Consider the following 19,869-nt stretch of genomic DNA (forward strand, 5'->3'; position numbering starts at 1 on the left):
CTCCGCTGCCGACGAGCGAACCGAGCGGCTGTGGCGGGCGGCCATCGCCGAACTGGACACCCCGTTGACCGCCCCACTCGCCGCGGGCGCGGGCGCCTCCGCCGCCAGCGGCTCGGCACTCGACGCCGGCCTGGTCAGCCTGGTGATGCTGGGCAATGCCGTGATGGGCGGGGTCCAGCGGGTCGCGGCGAACCGGGCGGTGCGCCGACTCGCCGACGTGGGTGCACTGCGGGCCAGGCTCCTACGTCACGATCGCGAGACCGTTGCGCACGCGACGGAACTCGTATCCGGTGACATCGTCCTGCTGCTGGCCGGTGACGCCGTGCCGGCCGACTGCAGGCTGATCGAGGCAGACCACCTGGAAGTCGACGAGTCCAGCCTCACCGGTGAATCCATGCCGGTGCCGAAGGACCCCACTCCGGTCGAGGCCGACGTGGTGGCCGAGCGAGCCAGCATGCTGTATGCAGGCACCACGGTCGTCGCGGGAACCGGCACCGCGGTCGTGGTCGCCCTCGGCCGCGCCACCGAAGCGGGACGCAGTGGCGCGCTGGCCGACACGGAGGAGGCCCCGGGCGGAGTCGAGGCGCAGTTGCGTGCGCTGACCCTGATTACGATGCGGGTGGCGGTGGGTGCCGCGGCGGCCGTGCTCGGGCTGGGAGTGCTGCGTGGGCGGCTGGGGGCCAGCGTCGCATCCGCCGTCGCCCTGGCCATGGCCGCCGTGCCGGAGGGACTACCGTTCGCCGCGACGGTCGCCCAGCTGGCCGCCGCCCGGCGCCTGTCCCGGCGCAATGTGCTGGTACGCACACCGCGGACGCTGGAGGCATTGGGGCGGGTGACCACCGTATGTTTCGACAAGACCGGCACACTCACCGCAGGGCATATCGAGCTGCGGCGGGTCAGTGACGGTCGTCGTCATGAACCGCTGGACGCGCTCAGTGACGGCCGCCGCGCGGCACTGGCCGCCGCGTTACGCGCCACGCCGCTCGATCCGGAAGGCCGGCCGCTGCCACACCCCACCGATCGGGCCGTGGCAGAAGGAGCCGACACCGCCGGAATCACCCGCGACGAGGGCGAGGCCGGCTGGGCCATGGTGCAGGAACTGCCGTTCGAGCCCGGCCGGGGGTTCCACGCGGTTCTCGGACGCACCAACGGGCGTCATCTGATCAGTGTCAAGGGCGCGCCGGAAATCGTGCTGCCGCGCTGCGCCGCGCGCCGACGTGATGGCGCCACCCGTCCGTTCACCGCGGCCGATGCCGCCGAGCTGCACGAAACCGTGGAATCGCTCGCCGAACAAGGGTTCCGTGTCCTGGTCGTCGCCGAGCGCGCGGCCTCCCAGCGAAGCGAACTCGACACCGACCGCGTCGACCGGCTGGAGTTCATCGGGCTGCTGTGCCTCGCCGATCCGGTGCGGCCGACTGCCGCGGTGGCGGTGCGCGACCTGCGCGCCGCCGGTGTCGACGCGGTCATGCTCACCGGCGACCACCCCCAAACGGCCGCGGCGATCGCCGCCGAACTCGGCCTGCGCACCTCGGGCCGCGTGATCACCGGCGCCGAGGTCGATACCTGTAGCGAGGCGGAGTTGGCGGCGCTGGTCGCGGAGACGGCGGTCTTCGCCCGGGTGACCCCGACACACAAAGTGGCGATCGTGCGGGCGCTGCGGAACGCGGGACAGACGGTCGCGGTCACCGGCGACGGCGCCAACGACGCTCCCGCGATCCGGCTCGCGGATGTCGGAATCGCGTTGGGCCCGAGAAGTACGCCCGCCGCGAAACAGGCCGCCGACATCGTCGTCACCGATGAGCGCATCGAAACCATCGTCGACGCCGTGATCGAGAGCCGCGCCCTGTGGCGCTCGGTCCGCGACAGCGTGTCACTGCTGGTAGGCGGCAATTTCGGCGAAATCGTCTTCACCCTGGTCTCGTCGCTGCTGTCGGCGCGTCCCGCACTCAACGCACGACAGCTGCTGGCGGTCAACCTGCTCACCGATCTGCTGCCCGCGCTGATCGTCGCCGCCCGGCCACCTCGCGGGGTCACTCCCGAGGCGCTGTTGACCGAGGGGCCGGACACGGCGGTCGGCGCGGCACTGAACCGGGATGTGACCACACGCGCGCTCGCCACCACCCTGTCCGCCTCGGGCGGATGGCTCGCGGCGCGCCTGGTATGCCCGCACCGGCAGGCCGGGACCGTCGGATTCGCCGCCCTGGTCGGCGGCCAGCTCGCGCAAACCATCGCTGCCGCACACGGTGACCCGCTGGTTCTTGCGGCCGGGATAGGGTCGGTCGTACTGCTGTTCGCCCTCGTCCAGTTCCCTCCGACGAGCTATTTCTTCGGTTGCCGCCCGCTGGGTCCGCTCGGCTGGACCATCGCGGTCGCCGCGAGTGCCGCCGCGCCGATCGCCGCTCACCGCGCTGAAGACGTACTCGATACCGGAGGACACAACCGCCTTCGACTGGCTCCGGAATCACCATCTCGACGAGCTGACAACCGTCACGATCGCGGGGACGGCGGCCATGACCCGACCGGCCCATGGCCGCAGGACCTTCTCGAAGCACGCGCCCCGGCGGGATCGGCGACCGGGCACGCGGGCGTCACGAATTCCCGGCGATGATCACCTCGGGGATGCCGGTGCCGAGCGGAACCGGCCTGCACACCGGGGCGGGACTGCTCGGATCGAGCAGGGTGAGCAACAACTCCTGCACGAACGAGTCGTACACCATGTGGAAGTGACCCGTGAGGTCGGATGGACAGAGATCCTGCAGGGCGATGTTCCGCGCGCCCGGCCCGCGCAGCGCCATGTTGTCGAACGGCTGGATCATCTCGTCCACACGGCTGCCGACGGTTACGTACCGCACCCCCGGCACGGTGTCGCCGCCCGCGTTGAGCTCGAGCATGATCGGTGAGCCCTCGGCCTGCTGCACGGCAGCGAGCGACGTCACCCGAGCGAAGGCGTCCAGGGCACCGGGAATCGACTGCGCGATCGGGACCAGCCCGTACATCACGCCGCCATAGGTCGGCGAGGCGAGCCCCACCCACTGCCCGATCTTGGGCGCGCCGCCGAGCTTGTTGACGTAGTAGCGGGTCACATTGGCGCCTTGCGAGAACCCGACCAGATCGACCTTGCCCGCGCCGGTCGCCGCGAGCACCCGATCGACGAACGCGCCGACCTGGTGGGCGCTCAGCACCAGGTCCTCGGTACCGTAGGTCTCCGCGCCGGGACTGCCCCCGTAGTTCAGCGCGAACACGCAGAACCCTGCCCCGGCCAGGCGGGGCGCGATGGCGGACCAGTCGGAGTAGGCCGACGAGTCGGTTCCGTGCGCGAGCACCACCGGCCGGGGGTGCGCCGCGCTCGGTACGCAGCCGAAATCGTTGGTGCCCATCGGGGCGACGTTCGGGTGGCTCTTCTGGTACCACGCGGCGGCCAGGTGGTCGGGCTGCGGCGGCGCGGCCTGTATCGGCACGTCGGCTGGGCGGAATCCGGCGGGCTCGGCCGACGCCACGCCGGGACCCAGCGCGGCGGCTGCGGCGAGGGCCAAGGCCAGCACGGCCCGCCGCAAGTGTGAATAACCCCAAGTTCCCAAACCGATCGACTGTCGCATATCACAATGATCGCTCCGATCGGCTCGAAATGCCCGTTGTATCGGGGTGTTTCGCCTCCCCTACTTCTCGGGGGTCTCGTCTTCGGCCAGAATCCGGTAAAGGGACTTCCTCGTCTCGGTGAGCAACTCCGCCGCACGCGCCGCCTGCTGCGGCGTGCCCGCCGCGGCGACCTGCGCGACCGCACCCATCAGCTGTCCGACGAGTGCGCGCAGGTCCATCGCCTGCGCGCCGACGTCCTGCTTGACCTCCGCCCACGGATCGCCCAGTTCCTCCCGATGAGCCGTGACGTACTCCACACCTGTCTCGGTCAGCTTCGCTGTCTTGCGCCCGGCGACCTTCTCGATGAGCACCAGCCCCTCGTCCTCCAACTGCGCCAGCGCCGGGTAGATCGACCCCGGGCTGGGCCGCCAGACATCGTCACTGCGCTCGCGGATCTGCTGGATGAGTTCGTAGCCGTGCATCGGCCGCTCGGTGAGCAGGAGCAATACGGCAGCGCGCACGTCGCCGCGCCTGCCCCGCCCGCCGCGACCGCGACCGCGACCGAAATGCGGGCCGAATCCGGGTCCGAAACCCGGGCCGAAGCCCGGCCCGAACTCGGGCCCGAAGCCATGCCTGCCACCACGGCGAAATCGCCGTCCGTGCTCGAAACCCTCCTGGCCAGGCAGCGGCCTGCGGCCGCGCCCTCCGAATTCTCGATGTTCGTGTTCCATATCAGCCTCCCAGGGCTCTCGTGTTCTGGTCATATTATCGACGATATATCGTCAATGCATCGACCGCAAGCCCTCGTCGCCGCCACCATGCCCGGCATTCACCGAAGGCGTTGATGAACCGAACGCCGGCCGTCACGAGAACCGACCGCAGCCGACCGCGAGCGCCCGCCCGTCAGCGACGGACGCACTCCCCCGACCGAGCAGTGAACAGACCTTCGGCGGGCTCAGGAAACGAGCGAATCGATCCAGCGCTCCAGCCGACGCCCCTCGGCAAGCATGAGCTCGGGTTCGTGAAAGGTATTGGTCAGCAGCGAGATGCCCTGATATGACGCGATCAAAGCCACCGCGAGCTCGTCGGCGTCCGCGCGATTCATGGCCGCGAATTGCCGCTCGGCCCAGTCGATCAGTTCACGCAGCCCGGCTGCCACCTCGCGGTCGAGCCCGTCGGCCCGCTTGCCCAGCTCCGCTGCCAAAGCCCCCGTGGGGCAACCGAACCGCGCGGCTATGTCGCGCTGATCGACCCAGCTGTGCACCAAAGCCTTGAGCCGGTCTTGCGGCGCGTTGTGCTGCTCCAACACGGTGATCAAGTCCCGGAGACCGTGCCTCTGCGCGGTGATCGCAGCCTCTACCAGCTGGTCCTTCGTCTTGAAGTAGTAGTACACGTTGCCCACCGGAACCTCGGCGGACCGGGCGATGTCGGCGATCGTGGTCTTCTCGACACCCTGTTCGTGAAATACCTGAGCCGCGGCGGCGGCCAACCGCTCCCGCTTGCCCGCCTTCGATACCGCTTCAGCCGAGTTAGTCACACAACTAACTATAGACAGCGCCGACACAACCGGCTACGTTGTTTTTAGTCAGTCAACTAACTTAAGGAGTGGAAGATGATCGTTGTCACCGGAGCGACCGGAAATATCGGCGCACCGCTCGTGCGCCTGCTCGCCGACGCAGGCGATGAGGTCACCGCCATCTCGCGTCGAGGCACGGACCAACCGCTGCCCGACCGGGTCCGTTCAGTGCGCGCCGATCTCGGCGATCCGGACAGCCTCTCCCCTGCCGTGACCGGGGCCGAAACGCTGTTTCTCTTGCTCAGCGGCGAGCAGCTGGTCGCGGGGCCGGAGCCCGAGCAGGTGCTGAAAGTCATCGCGGCGGGCGGTGTGCGGCGAATCGTCTTCGTGTCCTCGCAAGGGGTGGCGACCCGGCCCGAAGCCGCGGGGTACGCCCGGCTGATCGCCTACGAGCAGGCGATCCGGGATTCCGGGCTGGAATGGACCTTCTTGCGGCCGGCGGGATTCTTCTCCAACACCTACGCGTGGGTGGAATCGGTGCGCGCCGAACGACTGGTCGCCGCGCCATTCGGCGATATCGGATTGCCGTCGGTCGACCCGGCCGATATCGCCGCGGTCGCGGCGGCCGCGTTGCGCGAGGATCGGCACACCGGTCAGGTCTACACCTTGACCGGGCCCGCGCTCGCCACGCCGCGGGCTCAGGCCGAGGCGCTCGGCGAGGCACTCGGGGAGCCGCTGCGATTCGTCGAACTGACCAGGGCGCAAGCGCATTCGGCGATGCTCCGTTTCATGCCGGAGCCGGTGGTCGAGCACACGCTGACCATCCTCGGTGAGCCGACACCCGCCGAACAGCGAATCAGCGCCGACATTCCACGTGTACTCGGGCGCCCCGCCGCGGACTACGCCGACTGGGCCGCACGCAATCGGGTGGCATTCGCCTGAGCGACCCGGCGGCCGCGTCTGGGTACGGAACTGGTCTCAGCGGTGGGTGACGCAATGTCTGTGCAGTGATCCGCGTGCGACCGCGGGTCGGCTGCGGAGATGACCGGTCAGCCGATGTCGATCGGATCGATCTGGACACGTAGTGGGGCGTCGGAGCGATGTGTGCTGCGGACTGCCTGTGCCGCCCGCAGCGCCCTCGCCAGCGCCGCGCCCTGACTGCGCGCGACGCGCAGCAGCATCCGTTCGACCTCGGCGGGGGAATCGCCGGAGGAGAAGGGTTTGCGAGCGCCGTCCGGAAGCGGCACCGGGCCGAGCCGGTCGACCGTGGCGGAGAGGTCGGCCGCGGCGAGCAGTTCGGCGATGGTTTCGGCGGTACCGTCGATCGCGGCGAGGCGGACCGCGGGCGGGAAGCCGACCTCGGTGCGGGCGGCGACCTCGGCACGGGCTGCGCCCACCGGGTCCCACCTGACCAGCGCCTGCACGGTGGGGATCGAGGGTTCGGCCATCACGATGACCTGGCCGTGCGGGCGAACCAGTGCGGCGGCGCCCATCCAGCGGCGCAGCGTGTCCTCGGCGGCCCGCAGATCGGCGCGGCTGAGCAAGGCCCATCCGTCGAGCAGCAGCGCGACGCCATAACCGCCGGGAACCACGGGTTCGGCGCCCACCGTCGCCACGACGACCTGCGGTCCCGGTTCCACGGTGTCGAGCATCGCGCCGCCGCCCGAACCTCGGATGGGCACGCCGGGGAACGCACGGCCGAGTTCTTCCGCCGTGCGGGCCGCGCCGATCACCACGGCGCGCAACGCGCGCGATCCGCACGCGGTACAGCGGAACGCGGCTTCGGTGATCCCACACCAGCGGCAGGCCGGACTCTGGGCCGCCGCGCTGGACTCCGTCGACGGTCCGCGCCGTCCGCGCGCTTCCGGCAGGGCAAGCGGCCCGCTGCAGTGCCTGCACCGGGCGGGTGTACGGCATTTCGCACAGGCCAGGGCAGGAATGTAACCGCGACGCGGTACCTGAACCAGCACCGGCGTCCCCTCCTTCAGCGCAGCGCGGGCTGCTGCGAACGCCACGCCGGGAATCCGGACCGCGCGCGCCACCGGATCGCGTTCCAGCGCGATGTCGCTGTCGCCCGGAGCGCTGATCCGCGGCGCGGTCTTCCGCAGAACGGCCCGGTCGGCGACCAGATCGTGTGCCCAGCCGGAATCGACCACCGCCTGGATTTCCGCGGTCCGCGCGAATCCGGCCGCCACGAACGCCGCCCCGGTCTCGTGCGCCCGCAGCATCGCCACCTCGCGCGCGTGCGGATACGGTGCGCGTTGTTCGGCGTAGGTGTCGTCGCCGTCGTCCCAGAGTGCGATCAGGCCGAGGTCCCTCGCCGGTGCGAATACCGCGCTGCGCGTGCCGACCACCACGCGCGCCGAACCGCGCAGGACGGCGAGCCAGCGCCGATATCTGGCCGCGGGGCCCAGACCCGCCGCCAGGCCGACCGCCGCATCCCCCACCAGGCGGACACATTCGGTCAGCACCCGGTCGAGATCGCGTTGATCGGGAACCATGATGATCGCGCTGCGGCCTTGCCCGGCCACCACAGCCGCGAGTTCGGCCAACCGCCGCGCCCAGTCTTCGCCCGGGAGCGCCTGCCAGGCGGCGCGCGCCCCTTTGCGTTGCGCAAGCGCGGCGACGAACGCCGCGCCGTGGACATATCGCTCCCAGGGCGCGATATCCACGTCGACACCCGACTGCGCTCGTGGCCGCGACGACAAATCTTCGATGACGGCGTCGCGCTGCTCGCCGGTCATGCCGGCGACCGGGCTCGGCACCTCCGAAGACCCGTCCGCACTCGACGACTCCACCGGATGGTGCTGTTCACCGGCCTTCGAACTCGCGGAACGAGACTCGCCCGGTTCGGCCGACCCGGCAGATCCGGTGTTCGGCCCACCCGAGTCATGCTCCACGTCGGCCGATGCCGCCGATTCACCTTGTGCCTCAGCGGAATCCGGAGACATGCTCGGCTTCGCTACGGACACTCCGGTCACCTGGCCCAGCTCCGCCGAAGATGTTGGTGCGCAACCCGTTTCCGCAGTGAACTCGCCGTCGGCCTCGTCTCCGACCGCACGGGCAGTGGTGAGATCACTGGAGGCGATCGAAACGACTTGTGCCGCAGCGGAGTCGGCGGATTTCTTCGTCCCGCCGGATTCGGTGCGAGCATGGCGAGGCGGAATGGCCAAGCGCAGGACATCGGCGCGGGTGCCCGCATAGCGCGCGGCCACCGCGGTGGCCAGTTCGAGGATCTCCGGCGTCAGGACGCGCTCGCCGGAGACAACGCGTTCGAGTGTGACCAGCTTGCCTTCGTGGTCGCTGTCGGCGAGCCGCGCGAGCAGATAGCCGTCGACGAGACGACCCGCGAAACGGACCCGCACCCGCACCCCGGGCTGGGCGAGTTCGTCCAGCTCGGGGGGCACCAGGTAGTCGAAGTCGCGGTCCAGGTGCGCCGGTGCCAGCAGTGGAAGCACTCGGGCAATCGGCCGCGATACGGCTGCGGAGCCCGCGGCCGGACGGTCCGCCGAGGTGGCGGAGGCGTCCGCCGCGGGTTCGTTCACTCCTGCCCGGTCGGGTCAGAGGCCGATGGCGGCGCGCAGCTTGTCCGCGCGATCGGTGTGCTCCCACGGCAGGTCGATGTCGGTGCGGCCGAAGTGGCCGTACGCGGCGGTCGGCGCGTAGATCGGGCGCAGCAGGTCCAGGTCCCGGATGATCGCGCCGGGACGCAAGTCGAACACCTCCGTGATCGCGGTGGAGATGCGCGCCGGATCGACCTTCTCGGTACCGAAAGTCTCGACGAACAGGCCGACCGGGGCGGCCTTGCCGATCGCATAGGCCACCTGGACCTCGACGCGGTCGGCCAGGTCGGCCGCGACCACGTTCTTCGCGACCCAGCGCATGGCGTACGCGGCCGAACGGTCCACCTTCGACGGGTCCTTGCCGGAGAAGGCGCCACCGCCGTGGCGGGCCATGCCGCCGTAGGTGTCGACGATGATCTTCCGGCCGGTCAGGCCCGCGTCGCCCATCGGACCGCCGAGCACGAACTTGCCGGTCGGGTTGACCAGCAGGCGGATGTCCGAGGTGTCCAGGCTGGGCACGGCCAGTTCGGCGAGCACCGTGTCGACGACCTTCTCGCGGATATCCGGCGCGAGCAGGTTGTCCAGGTCGATGTCGGCGGCGTGCTGGGTGGAGATGACCACCGTATCGAGCCGGACCGGGCGGTCGCCGTCGTACTCGATGGTGACCTGGGTCTTGCCGTCCGGACGCAGGTAGGGCAGCACGCCGGACTTGCGCACCTCGGTCAGCCGGCGCGACAGGCGGTGCGCGAGCGCGATCGGCAGCGGCATCAGTTCGGGGGTGTCCTTGGTGGCGTAACCGAACATGAGGCCCTGGTCACCGGCGCCCTGCCGCTCGACCTCGTCGTCGGAGCCGCCGACGCGCGCCTCGTGCGAGGTGTCCACACCCTGCGCGATATCCGGCGACTGCGCGCCGATCGCGATATTCACACCGCAAGAATTCCCGTCGAATCCCTTTGCGGAAGAGTCGTATCCGATTTCCAGAACCTTTTCCCGGACAATTCGCGGAATATCGGCGTACGCGGACGTGGTGACCTCACCCGCGACATGGACCTGGCCGGTGGTGACCATAGTTTCCACCGCGACCCGGCTGCGCGGATCTTCCGCGAGTAACGCGTCGAGGATGGAATCGCTGATGGCATCACAGATTTTGTCCGGATGACCTTCGGTCACGGACTCACTGGTGAAAAGCCGACTGCCGGACGTGCGCACAGTTCTTCCCTCTCCCTCAACGGGTTACTCGTATCGGCTTGCGACAGTAACGCGGTGTCGCTTCTGCGCAACCCTTATATCTCAGACTATTCCAAACCACCGACGCGACGGACCCCAACGCCCAGTCATCCCGGACGGCTGAACTCTCGGTGTCGCGGCGGCGCCGACGACCTGACGGCGCGGTGAACAACCCGCCGATCAGCTGGCAATCCTGGCAGGTGCGCGGCCCGGCTCAGCGCAACAACACACTCAGCGCGTCGAGCACCCGGCTCGCGAGCAACGCCTTCGAGCCGTGATCGAGCGCCTGCTCGGTGCCGTCCGCACCCAGCAGCCAGCCGTCGTTGGTGTCCACCTCGAACGCCTTGCCTTCGCCGACCGCGTTGACCACCAGCAGGTCACAGCCCTTGCGCGCGAGCTTGGCCCGCGCGTGGGTGAGGACGTCGCCGTGCTCGTCACCGGTCTCGGCGGCGAAGCCGACGATCGCCGTGCCGGGCAACTGACCGTCCCGCCGCGCCTGCACCAGCCCGGCGAGGATGTCGACGGTCTTGGTCAGCGGGATGACGTCGGGCTCGCCCGCGCCCTTCTTGATCTTCGCCGCGGCCACGTTGGTGGGCCGGAAATCGGCGACGGCCGCGGCCATGATCACCGCGTCGGCGCCGACCGCGTGCTTGTCGACGGCGGTCTTCAACTGATCAGCGGTGGTGATGTGCACCAGATCGACGGCGGCGGGTGCGGCCATCTCGATCGTGTTGCCCGCGATCAGCGTGACGTGGGCGCCGCGCTGGGCAGCGACCCGCGCGAGCGCGTAGCCCTGCTTTCCCGAGCTGCGGTTACCGAGGAATCGCACCGGATCCAGCGGTTCTCTGGTGCCGCCCGCCGTGATGACGACTCTGCGGCCGACCAGATCCCGCGGGATCGCGTCGGCACGCTCCAGGAGCAGCGACGCGAGGCCGAAGATCTCCTCGGGCTCCGGCAGCCGTCCCGGACCGGTGTCGGTGCCGGTGAGCCGGCCCGACGCGGGTTCCATGACGATCGCACCGCGGGCGCGCAGCGTCGCGACGTTCGCGACGGTCGCCGGATGCTCCCACATCTCCGTGTGCATCGCGGGCGCGAACAGGATCGGACATCGGGCCGTCAGCAATGTGGCGGTGAGCAGGTCGTCGGCGCGACCGGTCGCGGCGCGGGCCATGAGGTCGGCGGTCGCCGGAGCGATGACCACCAGGTCCGCCTCCTGGCCCAGCCGAACGTGCGGGACCTCGGGCACGTCGGCGAACACGCCAGTATGCACCGGGTTGCCGGACAGTGCCTCGAAGGTCGCCTTGCCGACGAACTGCAGCGCCGACTCGGTGGGAATCACCCGGACCTCATGTCCGGTCTCGGTGAAGCGTCGGACCAGAGAGCACGCCTTGTAGGCGGCGATCCCTCCGGAAACGCCGACGACGATCCGTGTGGTCACTACGCCTCCGGCTGGCTGATCCCCGCGTGCGCGGGGAGATGGACGCCGATCCGCGTGGTCACTGCGCCTCCTGAGAGAGGGGGATCATCCCCGCCCGTGCGGGGAGTTCGATACTGCGGGCTCATGCGCCGAGCACCAGGTGGCGCTCACTCGCCTTCGGAGTGCTCGAGCAGGTCGGAGTGGATCTCGCGCAGCGCGACCGACAGCGGCTTCTCCTGCAGGCCCGGCTCGACCAGCGGGCCGACGTACTCGAGGATGCCGTCGCCCAGCTGGTTGTAGTAGTCGTTGATCTGCCGGGCACGCTTGGCCGCGTAGATGACCAGGGCGTACTTGGACGAGGTGCGCTCGAGCAACTCGTCGATCGGCGGATTGGTGAGGCCGACCGGCGTGTCGTAGGCGGGCGCGGTCTTGATGTCCGTACTGCTCACTAGGGGGACTCCTGGTGTCGTGGATGTCGCATGAGCGAGGGACCGGGCGTGGTTGCGCACGCTGCCTTCCGGCGGGCCCTGATCACTGATGCGCAGGTTTTGGGGTTACGAACTCGAATTCGTGCTAACGAACAACGATACCAACTGCTCACAGGCGCTGGTCACGTCGTCGTTCACGATGACGATGTCGAACTCGTCACACGCCGCGAGCTCGATCCTGGCCGTTTCCAACCGGCGCTCGATCACCTCGGGCGACTCGGTGCCGCGCGAGGTCAGCCGCGCCACCAACTCCTCCCAGCTCGGCGGTGCGAGGAATACCAGGATCGCGTCGGGGATCGCCCGGCGCACCGACCGCGCGCCTTCCAGATCCACTTCCACGAGTACCGGAAGGCCCTCCGCCAACGCGGCGCGGACCGGCCCGGCGGGGGTGCCCGAACGCTGCAACCCGCCGTGGATGTCCGCCCACTCGAGCAGTTCGCCCGCCTCGATCATCGCGTCGAACTCCGCACGGGAGACGAAGCGATAGTCGAGGCCGTCGACCTCCCCGGGCCGCGCGGCCCGGGTCGTTGCCGACACGCTGAAGACCAGTTCGGGCAGTCGCTCGCGGACGCAGCGGACCACGGTGGACTTGCCCACGGCCGAGGGGCCGACCAGTACGACCAGTCGACCCTTCCGCGTGTGTTCGGTCACCCTCGTCGTCAGGCGTCGAAGTCGAACCGGGCCAGCAACGCCTTGCGCTGCCGGTCGCCGAGTCCGCGCAGCCGCCGGGTGGGGGCGATCTCCAGCTCGCTCATGATTTCCGCCGCCTTGACCTTGCCCACCTTCGGCAGGGCCTCCAGCAGCGCCGACACCTTCATCTTGCCGAGGATCTCGTCGGTCTCGGCGTCGGTGAGGACCTGCTTCAGGTTGGTGCCGCCACGCTTCAAGCGCTCCTTGAGCTCCGCCCGAGCGCGGCGAGCGGCAGCCGCCTTCTCCAAAGCAGCGGCGCGCTGCTCGTCAGTCAGCTGGGGAAGGGCCACGGTTCCTCCGTCTCATCGTTCATTGCATCAACTCCTGCCGGTAACCCGGCAGTCTCAGCGACCGTACCCACGACGTCCGCCGATTGCGAACCCACCCCCCAGGTCAGCGCATGATTCCGGATCCGGTGCAGACACCAGGTCCGCCTCGGGCTGCACGCCGGCGCCACCATCCGGATCGTACCGCCGAATCCGCGAAATAGCCCGCCAGCTGGGCTTTTTCAACATACCGAACGGTTTGCGGAAGGGTTGCGACACGGGGCGGCACCGCTCCAGCAACCCCTCACCCGCCCGACCAGGAACTTTCTCGAAATTCTCCGCGTGTCGCGGGTTCTTTGCGCGTGTCGGGCGTCACACTCCCGCACCGAAGCCCGAGGAAACGGCATCCAGTGCCCGCGCATATGGGCCTGTACGCCGTTCCAGGGCAATGGACGATCGGGGAACACCGACCAGCCCCGAAACCGACGCAGAAGCGCGCACAGACCCCGCTACGGGCCGCCTGTGCGCGTGCACCTGCACGCACAGCCGCGGAAACGACGTAGACCGGCGCGGTGCGCCGGTCTACGTGGTCATTTCTGCAGGAACGCGAAGGCGTCCTGGAGCGCGTGCACTCTGGCACGCAGTGCCGGGACGGATGGCCCGTCCCGCAGCACCTCGCGCGAGACATTCGGGACGACGGCTCCCAGCATCGGCTCGGGGACCAGGTCACCGATGGTCTCCGGGCCACCGCCCTGGGCGCCGACACCGGGCATGAGGATCGGGCCGTTGAGCGCGGACAGATCCGGCGCCTCGGTCAGCGTGGCGCCGACCACCACGCCCACCGACCCGAACTCGCCGCCCGCGTTGCGGGCCGCTGCCTCGTCGACCATCATCTGCGCGACCGTCCGGGCGTCCGTCCCGACCGCACGCTGCACCTGCGCTCCTTCGGGATTCGACGTGGCCGCCAGCACGAAGACGCCACGCTGGTTGGCCTCGGCGAGGGTCAATGCCGGCGCCAGCGATCCGAATCCCAGATACGGCGACACCGTGACGGCGTCCGACCCGAGGGGACCGTCGGCCAGCCAGGTGCGGGCATAGGCGTCCATGGTCGAGCCGATGTCGCCGCGTTTGGCGTCGGCGAGCACCAGGGTCCCCGAGGCACGCAACACCTCGATGGTCCGCTCCAGCACGGCGATCCCGCCGGAACCGTAGGCCTCGAAGAACGCGACCTGCGGTTTGATCAGCGCCACCAGGCCGTCGAAGGCCTCCACGCAGATCTCGGCGAACTGTTCGAGGCCGTCCACGTCCTCGGTGAGGCCCCAGGACCGCAGCAGTTCCGGATGCGGGTCGATGCCGACGCATACGGGGCCGAACCGCCGCATCGCGTGCCGCAGCCGGCCGCCGAAGGTCTTCATGTCGCCCGCTCCGTCCAGCAGCTCAGCCACGCAGCACCGAGTGCAGTTCCTGCAGGGAGCGCACGCCGATCCCACCGTTGATGCTGGCCTCGATGCCCTGCACGGCGGCCGCCGCGCCCTGCACGGTGGTGATGCACGGGATGTTCACCCCGACCGCCGCGCTGCGGATCTCGTAACCGTCCACGCGGGGACCGGAGTTGCCGTAGGGGGTGTTGAACACCATGTCGATCTCGCCGTCGCGGATCTGCTCCACGATGGTCGGCTCCTCGGCCGGGCCCGCTTCGGAATGCTTGCGCACCCGCTCGCACGGAATGCCGTTGCGCCGCAACATCTCCGCCGTTCCCTCGGTGGCGAGAATGCGGAAGCCGAGATCGTGCAGGCGCTTCACCGGGAAGACCATCGCGCGCTTGTCCCGGTTGGCGATCGAGACGAACACGGTGCCCTCGGTGGGCAGCGAGCCGTAGGCGGCGGTCTGGCTCTTGGCGAAGGCGGTGCCGAAATCGGCATCGATGCCCATCACCTCACCGGTGGACTTCATCTCCGGCGAGAGCAGCGAATCCACCCCGCTGCCGTCGGCGCGCCGGAACCGGTGGAACGGCAGCACGGCCTCCTTGACCGCGACCGGCGCGTCCAGCGCGACGTGGCCGCCGTCGCCCTCGGTCGGCAGCATGCCCTCTTTGCGCAGCTCGGCGATGGTGGCGCCGAGCGTGATCCGGGCGGCGGCCTTGGCCAGCGGCACCGCGGTGGCCTTGGACACGAACGGAACCGTCCGGCTGGCCCGCGGATTGGCCTCCAGCACGTAGAGCACGTCGTCCTTGAGCGCGTACTGCACGTTCAGCAGGCCCTTGACGCCGATGCCCTTGGCCAGCGCGACGGTGGAACGGCGCACCGCCTCGATGTCGCTGCGGCCCAGCGTGATCGGCGGCAGCGCGCAGGCCGAGTCGCCGGAGTGGATACCTGCCTCCTCGATGTGCTCCATCACGCCGCCGAGGTAGACCTCCTCGCCGTCGCACAGCGCGTCGACATCGATCTCGATCGCGTCCTCCAGGAACCGATCCACCAGCACCGGATGCTCGGGGCTGAGCTCGGTCGCGCGCGAGATGTAGCCCTCCAGGGACTGCTCGTCGTAGACGATCTCCATACCGCGCCCGCCGAGCACGTAGGACGGGCGCACCAGCACCGGGTAGCCGATATCCGAGGCGATCTTCCTGGCTTGCGCGAAGGTGGTCGCCGTGCCGTACTTCGGCGCGGGCAGCCCGGCCCCGACCAGCACGTCACCGAACTCGCCGCGGTCCTCGGCCAGGTCGATGGCGGCCGCGCTGGTACCGACCACCGGCACGCCCGCCTCGGTGAGCCGCTGCGCGAGACCGAGCGGGGTCTGCCCGCCCAGCTGCACGATGACGCCGGCAACGGTGCCGGACTCACGTTCGGCGTGGTAGACCTCGAGCACGTCCTCGAAGGTCAGCGGCTCGAAGTAGAGACGGTCGGCGGTGTCGTAGTCGGTGGAGACGGTCTCGGGGTTGCAGTTGACCATCACCGTCTCGTACCCGGCCTGCGACAGCGTCTGCGCCGCGTGCACGCACGAGTAGTCGAACTCGATGCCTTGACCGATCCGGTTCGGACCGGACCCGAGGATGATCACCTTCTCGCGTTCGCGCTGGGGCGCGACCTCGGACTCGGCGGCGGGGTCGAGCTCGTAGGCCGAGTAGTGGTAGGGCGTCTTGGCCTCGAACTCGGCGGCGCAGGTGTCGACGGTCTTGAAGACCGGGCGGATGCCGAGCCGGTGCCGCAGGGCGCGCACGCCGCTCTCCCCGGCCAGCTCCGGACGCAGCGCGGCCAGCTGCCGATCGGACAGGCCGTAGTGCTTGGCCCGGCGCAGCAGCGGCTCGTCCAGCACGGGAGCGTCGAGAATCTCCCGACGCAGCTCGACCAGACCGGCGACTTCCGCGACGAACCACGGGTCGATACCGGAGGCGGCGGCGACGTCGTCGATGCTCGCGCCCCGGCGCAGCGCCCGTTCGACCTGGTAGATGCGGCCCTCGGTCGGGGTGCGCAGATCCTCCAGGATCGCCTCGACGTCGGTCCACTCGCCGTCGTCCTGGGTCCAGAACCCGGCGGCCTTGGTCTCCAGCGAACGCAGCACCTTGCCCAGCGCCTCGGCGAAGTTGCGGCCGAGCGACATCGCCTCGCCCACCGACTTCATGGTGGTGGTCAGCGTGGCGTCGGCGCCGGGGAACTTCTCGAACGCGAACCGCGGCGCCTTGACGACCACATAGTCCAGGGTCGGCTCGAAGCAGGCCGGGGTTTCCTTGGTGATGTCGTTGACGATCTCGTCGAGCGTGTAGCCGATGGCCAGCTTGGCGGCGATCTTCGCGATCGGGAAGCCGGTCGCCTTGGACGCCAGCGCGGAGGATCGCGAGACGCGCGGGTTCATCTCGATGACGATCAGGCGGCCGTCGCGCGGGTTCACCGCGAACTGGATATTGCAACCGCCGGTGTCGACGCCGACCTCGCGCAGGATGGCGATGCCGAGGTCACGCAGCTTCTGGTACTCGCGGTCGGTGAGCGTCATGGCCGGGGCGACGGTGACCGAGTCACCGGTGTGCACACCCATCGGGTCGACGTTCTCGATCGAGCAGACCACCACGACGTTGTCGCGACCGTCACGCATCAGCTCGAGCTCGTATTCCTTCCAGCCGAGGATGGACTCCTCGATGAGGACGTTCGCCGTGGGCGAGGCGGCCAGGCCGCCGCCCGCGATGCGGTCGAGGTCGGCGTCGTTGTAGGCCATGCCGGAGCCGAGCCCGCCCATGGTGAACGACGGGCGCACCACCACGGGGAAGCCCAGTTCGGCGACCGTCTCGCGGACCTCGTCCATGGTGAAGCAGACGCGCGAGCGCGCGCTCTCCCCGCCCACCTTGGCCACGATGTCCTTGAACTTCTGCCGGTCCTCGCCGCGCTGGATGGCGTCGAAGTCGGCGCCGATCAGCTCGACGCCGTACTTCGCCAGCACACCGCGCTCGTGCAGCGCGACCGCGGTGTTCAGCGCGGTCTGCCCGCCGAGGGTGGCCAGGATGGCGTCGGGACGCTCCTTCGCGATCACCTTCTCCACGAACTCCGGCGTGATCGGCTCGACGTAGGTCGCGTCGGCGAACTCCGGGTCGGTCATGATCGTCGCCGGGTTCGAGTTGACCAGCGACACGCGCAGGCCCTCGGCCCGCAGCACCCGGCACGCCTGGGTGCCGGAGTAGTCGAATTCGCACGCCTGGCCGATGACGATCGGGCCAGAACCGATCACCAGGATGTGCTCGAGATCCTCGCGGCGAGGCATCAGGCTCCTTCCATGAGACCGGCGAAACGGTCGAACAGATATGCGGCGTCGTGGGGTCCGGCGGCGGCCTCCGGGTGGTACTGCACGGAGAAAGCGCGGCCGTCGACAAGCCGGACGCCCTCGACCGTGCCGTCGTTGGCGCAGACGTGACTGACTTCGGCCGTGCCGAAGGGGGTGTCGAACCGCTCGCCCTGCTCGCCCTCCAGCGCGAACCCGTGGTTCTGCGCGGTGATCGAGATCCGGCCGGTCTCGTGCTCCACCACCGGGATGTTGATCCCGCGGTGCCCGAACTTCATCTTGTAGGTGTCGCGGCCGAGCGCGCGACCGAGGATCTGGTTGCCGAAGCAGATGCCGAACAGGGGCAGGCCCTTCGCCAGCACGCCGCGGGTCAGCTCGACCGCGCCGTCGGCGGTGGCCGGGTCGCCGGGGCCGTTGGACAGGAAGACGCCGTCGGGCTTCAGCTCGAGGATCTGGTCCAGCGTCGTGGCCGACGACACCACATGCACCCGCATGCCGCGCTGGGCGAACATGCGCGGGGTGTTGGTCTTGATACCGAGATCCACCGCGACGACGGTGTGCCGGTGCTCGCCGTCCGGCTCGATCGTGTAGAGCGCGTCGGTGCTCACCTCGCCGGCCAGGTCAGCGCCCAGCATCGACGGCTGGCCGTTCACCCTGGCCACCAGTTCGTCGGCGGTGGCGAGCGCGGCACCGGAGAAGATGCCCGCCTTCATCGAGCCACGGGTGCGCAGGTGGCGCACCAGCGCGCGGGTGTCGATACCCGCGATGCCGACGATCCGCTGGCGTTCCAGCTCTTCGGGCAGGGTCGTCGTGGCGCGCCAGTTGGATGCGCGTCGCGCGGGGTCGCGCACCGCGTATCCGGCGACCCAGATCTTCGCGGACTCGTCGTCCTCGTCGTTCCAACCGGTGTTGCCGATCTGCGGCGCGGCGGCCACCACGATCTGGCGGTGGTAGGACGGGTCGGTGAGGGTCTCCTGATACCCGGTCATCGCAGTGCAGAACACCGCCTCACCGAGCGTCTGGCCCACGGCGCCGTAGGCCTGGCCGCGAAACACCCGGCCATCCTCCAGCACGAGTGCTGCTTCTGGCGTCATCCCTCGTCATCTCCCGTCATCGTCCCGCTCTGATCCGCCGTCGAAAGCCGCCGCCACGCCGGGTAGACCGACTTGTCGTCGCCACGGAAACCGGTATCGATCTCGGTTCCGGTCGGCAGCTTCCAGCGAATGACCAGCACACCATCTTCCGTCATCACTTTGCCCGCATGGCCGCGTTCGGTGCGCACCGCGGTGATGGATTCCTGCGGAATCCAGATCACCGTCGCGCCGTCGCGTTCGAGCAGAATCCCCCGTTCGAACCGCGTGAGCTCCGCAGTGGCCCGGAACCCCAAGTCGCCCACCGTGATCCGGTCCTGCCAGCTGGGCGCGATGGTGCTGCCCAGGTAGAGGCCGGTGGTCGGTTCCAGAACCTGCGCACCGAGTTCGGCGGGCACGGCGGGCAGGACGCCGATCCGCTCGGCCTGACGCGCCGCACGGTTGCGCCAGCCTCGGTACATCAGCCACAGGCACAGCACGAACAGGACGAGCAGCCCGAGAACCCAGAGCGTTCTTTCCACCTACGGACCTCCTGTATCGAATTTGCGGAGCTCCCGGAGCCCTGCGTGGCCACACTCCGCTACCGCCTCCGGGCTCATCTACGCCTCCGCATGGCCGCGCACCGCCTTGCCGTCGCGGGCGGTGATCCGGCCGCGCAGCAGGGTCGCCGTCACCCGCGCCGGGAGGGTCATCGCCTCGAACGGCGTGTTGTGCGAGATGCTGGCGAGCTCGCTGCCACGCACCGTCCAGCTCGCGGTCGGGTCGACCAGCGTCAGGTTCGCCGGTTCCCCCACCTCGAGCGGCCTGCCGTGGTCGTCGAGGCCGACGATCTCGGCCGGACGCTCGCTCATCACGCGAGCGACACCGCGCCAGTCCAGCAGGCCCGGCTCCACCATGGTCCGCACGATGATCGACAGCGCGGTCTCCAGGCCCAGCATGCCGGGGCGGGCCGCGGCGAACTCGCAGCACTTGTCCTGCTCCGCGTGCGGGGCATGGTCGGTGGCGACGCAGTCGATGACCCCGTCGGCCAGCGCCTGCCGCAGCGCGGCGGCGTCGGAGGCTTCGCGTAGCGGCGGGTTGACCTTGTTGACCGCGTCGTAGGTCTCCAGCCGGGAATCGTCGAGCAGTAGGTGGTGCGGGGTGACCTCGGCGGTGAGCGAGATGCCCTGGGACTTCGCCCACTTCACCAGTTCCACGGTGCCCGCGGTGGAGGCGTGGCAGATGTGCACCCTGGCGTCCGCGTCACGCGCCAGCAGGGCGTCCCGCGCGAC

General features: G+C 69.6%; 16 protein-coding genes. 2 read left to right on the forward strand and 14 right to left on the reverse strand.

What is annotated here, in order from left to right; translation table 11 throughout:
- Window positions 1-2,608 (forward strand): cation-translocating P-type ATPase (locus NA4_RS31265; protein ID WP_157129403.1); only part of this gene is annotated, 2,608 nt, incomplete at its 5' end.
- Here NA4_RS31265 and NA4_RS31270 read toward each other — a convergent pair.
- The 3 genes from NA4_RS31270 to NA4_RS31280 form a co-directional block, all read right to left on the reverse strand.
- The gene (locus NA4_RS31270; RefSeq protein ID WP_067478314.1) at window positions 2,589-3,596 is read right to left on the reverse strand and encodes an esterase/lipase family protein; all 1,008 of its coding nucleotides are present in this window, start codon (window positions 3,594-3,596) and stop codon (window positions 2,589-2,591) included. The genes NA4_RS31265 and NA4_RS31270 overlap by 20 nt on opposite strands.
- 60 nt (window positions 3,597-3,656) lie before the next feature.
- Window positions 3,657-4,307, reverse strand: a complete 651-nt coding sequence (locus NA4_RS31275; RefSeq protein WP_067478317.1) for a PadR family transcriptional regulator — start codon at window positions 4,305-4,307, stop codon at window positions 3,657-3,659.
- Window positions 4,308-4,531: 224 nt separating this feature from the next.
- A complete protein-coding gene (locus NA4_RS31280; RefSeq protein WP_067478320.1) occupies window positions 4,532-5,113 on the reverse strand; it encodes a TetR/AcrR family transcriptional regulator in 582 nt (193 codons plus the stop codon).
- Window positions 5,114-5,188: 75 nt separating this feature from the next.
- On the opposite strand from NA4_RS31280, the gene NA4_RS31285 reads away from it, so the two are divergent.
- Window positions 5,189-6,034 (forward strand): SDR family oxidoreductase, encoded by an 846-nt coding sequence (locus NA4_RS31285; RefSeq protein WP_067478323.1) that lies wholly within the window; start codon window positions 5,189-5,191, stop codon window positions 6,032-6,034.
- Between the two features lie 107 nt (window positions 6,035-6,141).
- Here NA4_RS31285 and NA4_RS31290 read toward each other — a convergent pair whose 3' ends face one another.
- The 11 genes from NA4_RS31290 to NA4_RS31340 all read right to left on the reverse strand — a co-directional run.
- Complete coding sequence (locus NA4_RS31290) at window positions 6,142-8,559, reverse strand: primosomal protein N' (RefSeq protein WP_507763406.1); 2,418 nt, start codon at window positions 8,557-8,559, stop codon at window positions 6,142-6,144.
- A 93-nt stretch (window positions 8,560-8,652) separates the two neighbouring features.
- Window positions 8,653-9,864, reverse strand: a complete 1,212-nt coding sequence (gene metK, locus NA4_RS31295) for a methionine adenosyltransferase (RefSeq protein ID WP_084497632.1) — start codon at window positions 9,862-9,864, stop codon at window positions 8,653-8,655.
- A 232-nt stretch (window positions 9,865-10,096) separates the two neighbouring features.
- The gene (gene coaBC / locus NA4_RS31300; protein ID WP_067478326.1) at window positions 10,097-11,320 is read right to left on the reverse strand and encodes a bifunctional phosphopantothenoylcysteine decarboxylase/phosphopantothenate--cysteine ligase CoaBC; all 1,224 of its coding nucleotides are present in this window, start codon (window positions 11,318-11,320) and stop codon (window positions 10,097-10,099) included.
- Window positions 11,321-11,466: 146 nt separating this feature from the next.
- Window positions 11,467-11,748, reverse strand: coding sequence for a DNA-directed RNA polymerase subunit omega (gene rpoZ / locus NA4_RS31305; protein ID WP_067478329.1), 282 nt, complete (start codon window positions 11,746-11,748; stop codon window positions 11,467-11,469).
- Between the two features lie 105 nt (window positions 11,749-11,853).
- The gene (gmk, locus tag NA4_RS31310) at window positions 11,854-12,438 is read right to left on the reverse strand and encodes a guanylate kinase (RefSeq protein ID WP_067478332.1); all 585 of its coding nucleotides are present in this window, start codon (window positions 12,436-12,438) and stop codon (window positions 11,854-11,856) included.
- A gap of 8 nt (window positions 12,439-12,446) precedes the next feature.
- On the reverse strand, window positions 12,447-12,767 hold the full coding sequence (mihF, locus tag NA4_RS31315) for an integration host factor, actinobacterial type (protein ID WP_028476708.1): 321 nt from the start codon (window positions 12,765-12,767) through the stop codon (window positions 12,447-12,449).
- Between the two features lie 566 nt (window positions 12,768-13,333).
- Complete coding sequence (pyrF, locus tag NA4_RS31320; RefSeq protein WP_067478350.1) at window positions 13,334-14,158, reverse strand: orotidine-5'-phosphate decarboxylase; 825 nt, start codon at window positions 14,156-14,158, stop codon at window positions 13,334-13,336.
- A gap of 22 nt (window positions 14,159-14,180) precedes the next feature.
- The gene (gene carB / locus NA4_RS31325; protein ID WP_067478335.1) at window positions 14,181-17,489 is read right to left on the reverse strand and encodes a carbamoyl-phosphate synthase large subunit; all 3,309 of its coding nucleotides are present in this window, start codon (window positions 17,487-17,489) and stop codon (window positions 14,181-14,183) included.
- The gene (gene carA, locus NA4_RS31330) at window positions 17,489-18,601 is read right to left on the reverse strand and encodes a glutamine-hydrolyzing carbamoyl-phosphate synthase small subunit (protein ID WP_067478338.1); all 1,113 of its coding nucleotides are present in this window, start codon (window positions 18,599-18,601) and stop codon (window positions 17,489-17,491) included. Before carA ends, carB begins: the two co-directional genes overlap by 1 nt.
- A complete protein-coding gene (locus NA4_RS31335) occupies window positions 18,598-19,119 on the reverse strand; it encodes a PH-like domain-containing protein (protein ID WP_067478341.1) in 522 nt (173 codons plus the stop codon). The genes carA and NA4_RS31335 overlap by 4 nt, the downstream gene beginning before the upstream one ends.
- A 78-nt stretch (window positions 19,120-19,197) precedes the next feature.
- Window positions 19,198-19,869, reverse strand: a 672-nt coding sequence (locus tag NA4_RS31340; protein WP_157129404.1) for a dihydroorotase, incomplete at its 5' end; no start/stop codon positions are given.

The organism is Nocardia amamiensis NBRC 102102, assembly GCF_001612745.1.
Classification (GTDB): domain Bacteria; phylum Actinomycetota; class Actinomycetes; order Mycobacteriales; family Mycobacteriaceae; genus Nocardia; species Nocardia amamiensis.

Bases quoted from the DNA above. Each gene is read 5' to 3' on its own strand.
- carA (WP_067478338.1), bottom strand. From the start codon at position 18,601: ATGACGCCAGAAGCAGCACTCGTGCTGGAGGATGGCCGGGTGTTTCGC.
- NA4_RS31270 (WP_067478314.1), bottom strand. From the start codon at position 3,596: ATGCGACAGTCGATCGGTTTGGGAACTTGGGGTTATTCACACTTGCGG.
- pyrF (WP_067478350.1), bottom strand. From the start codon at position 14,158: ATGAAGACCTTCGGCGGCCGGCTGCGGCACGCGATGCGGCGGTTCGGC.
- NA4_RS31285 (WP_067478323.1), top strand. From the start codon at position 5,189: ATGATCGTTGTCACCGGAGCGACCGGAAATATCGGCGCACCGCTCGTG.
- carB (WP_067478335.1), bottom strand. From the start codon at position 17,489: ATGCCTCGCCGCGAGGATCTCGAGCACATCCTGGTGATCGGTTCTGGC.
- NA4_RS31275 (WP_067478317.1), bottom strand. From the start codon at position 4,307: ATGGAACACGAACATCGAGAATTCGGAGGGCGCGGCCGCAGGCCGCTG.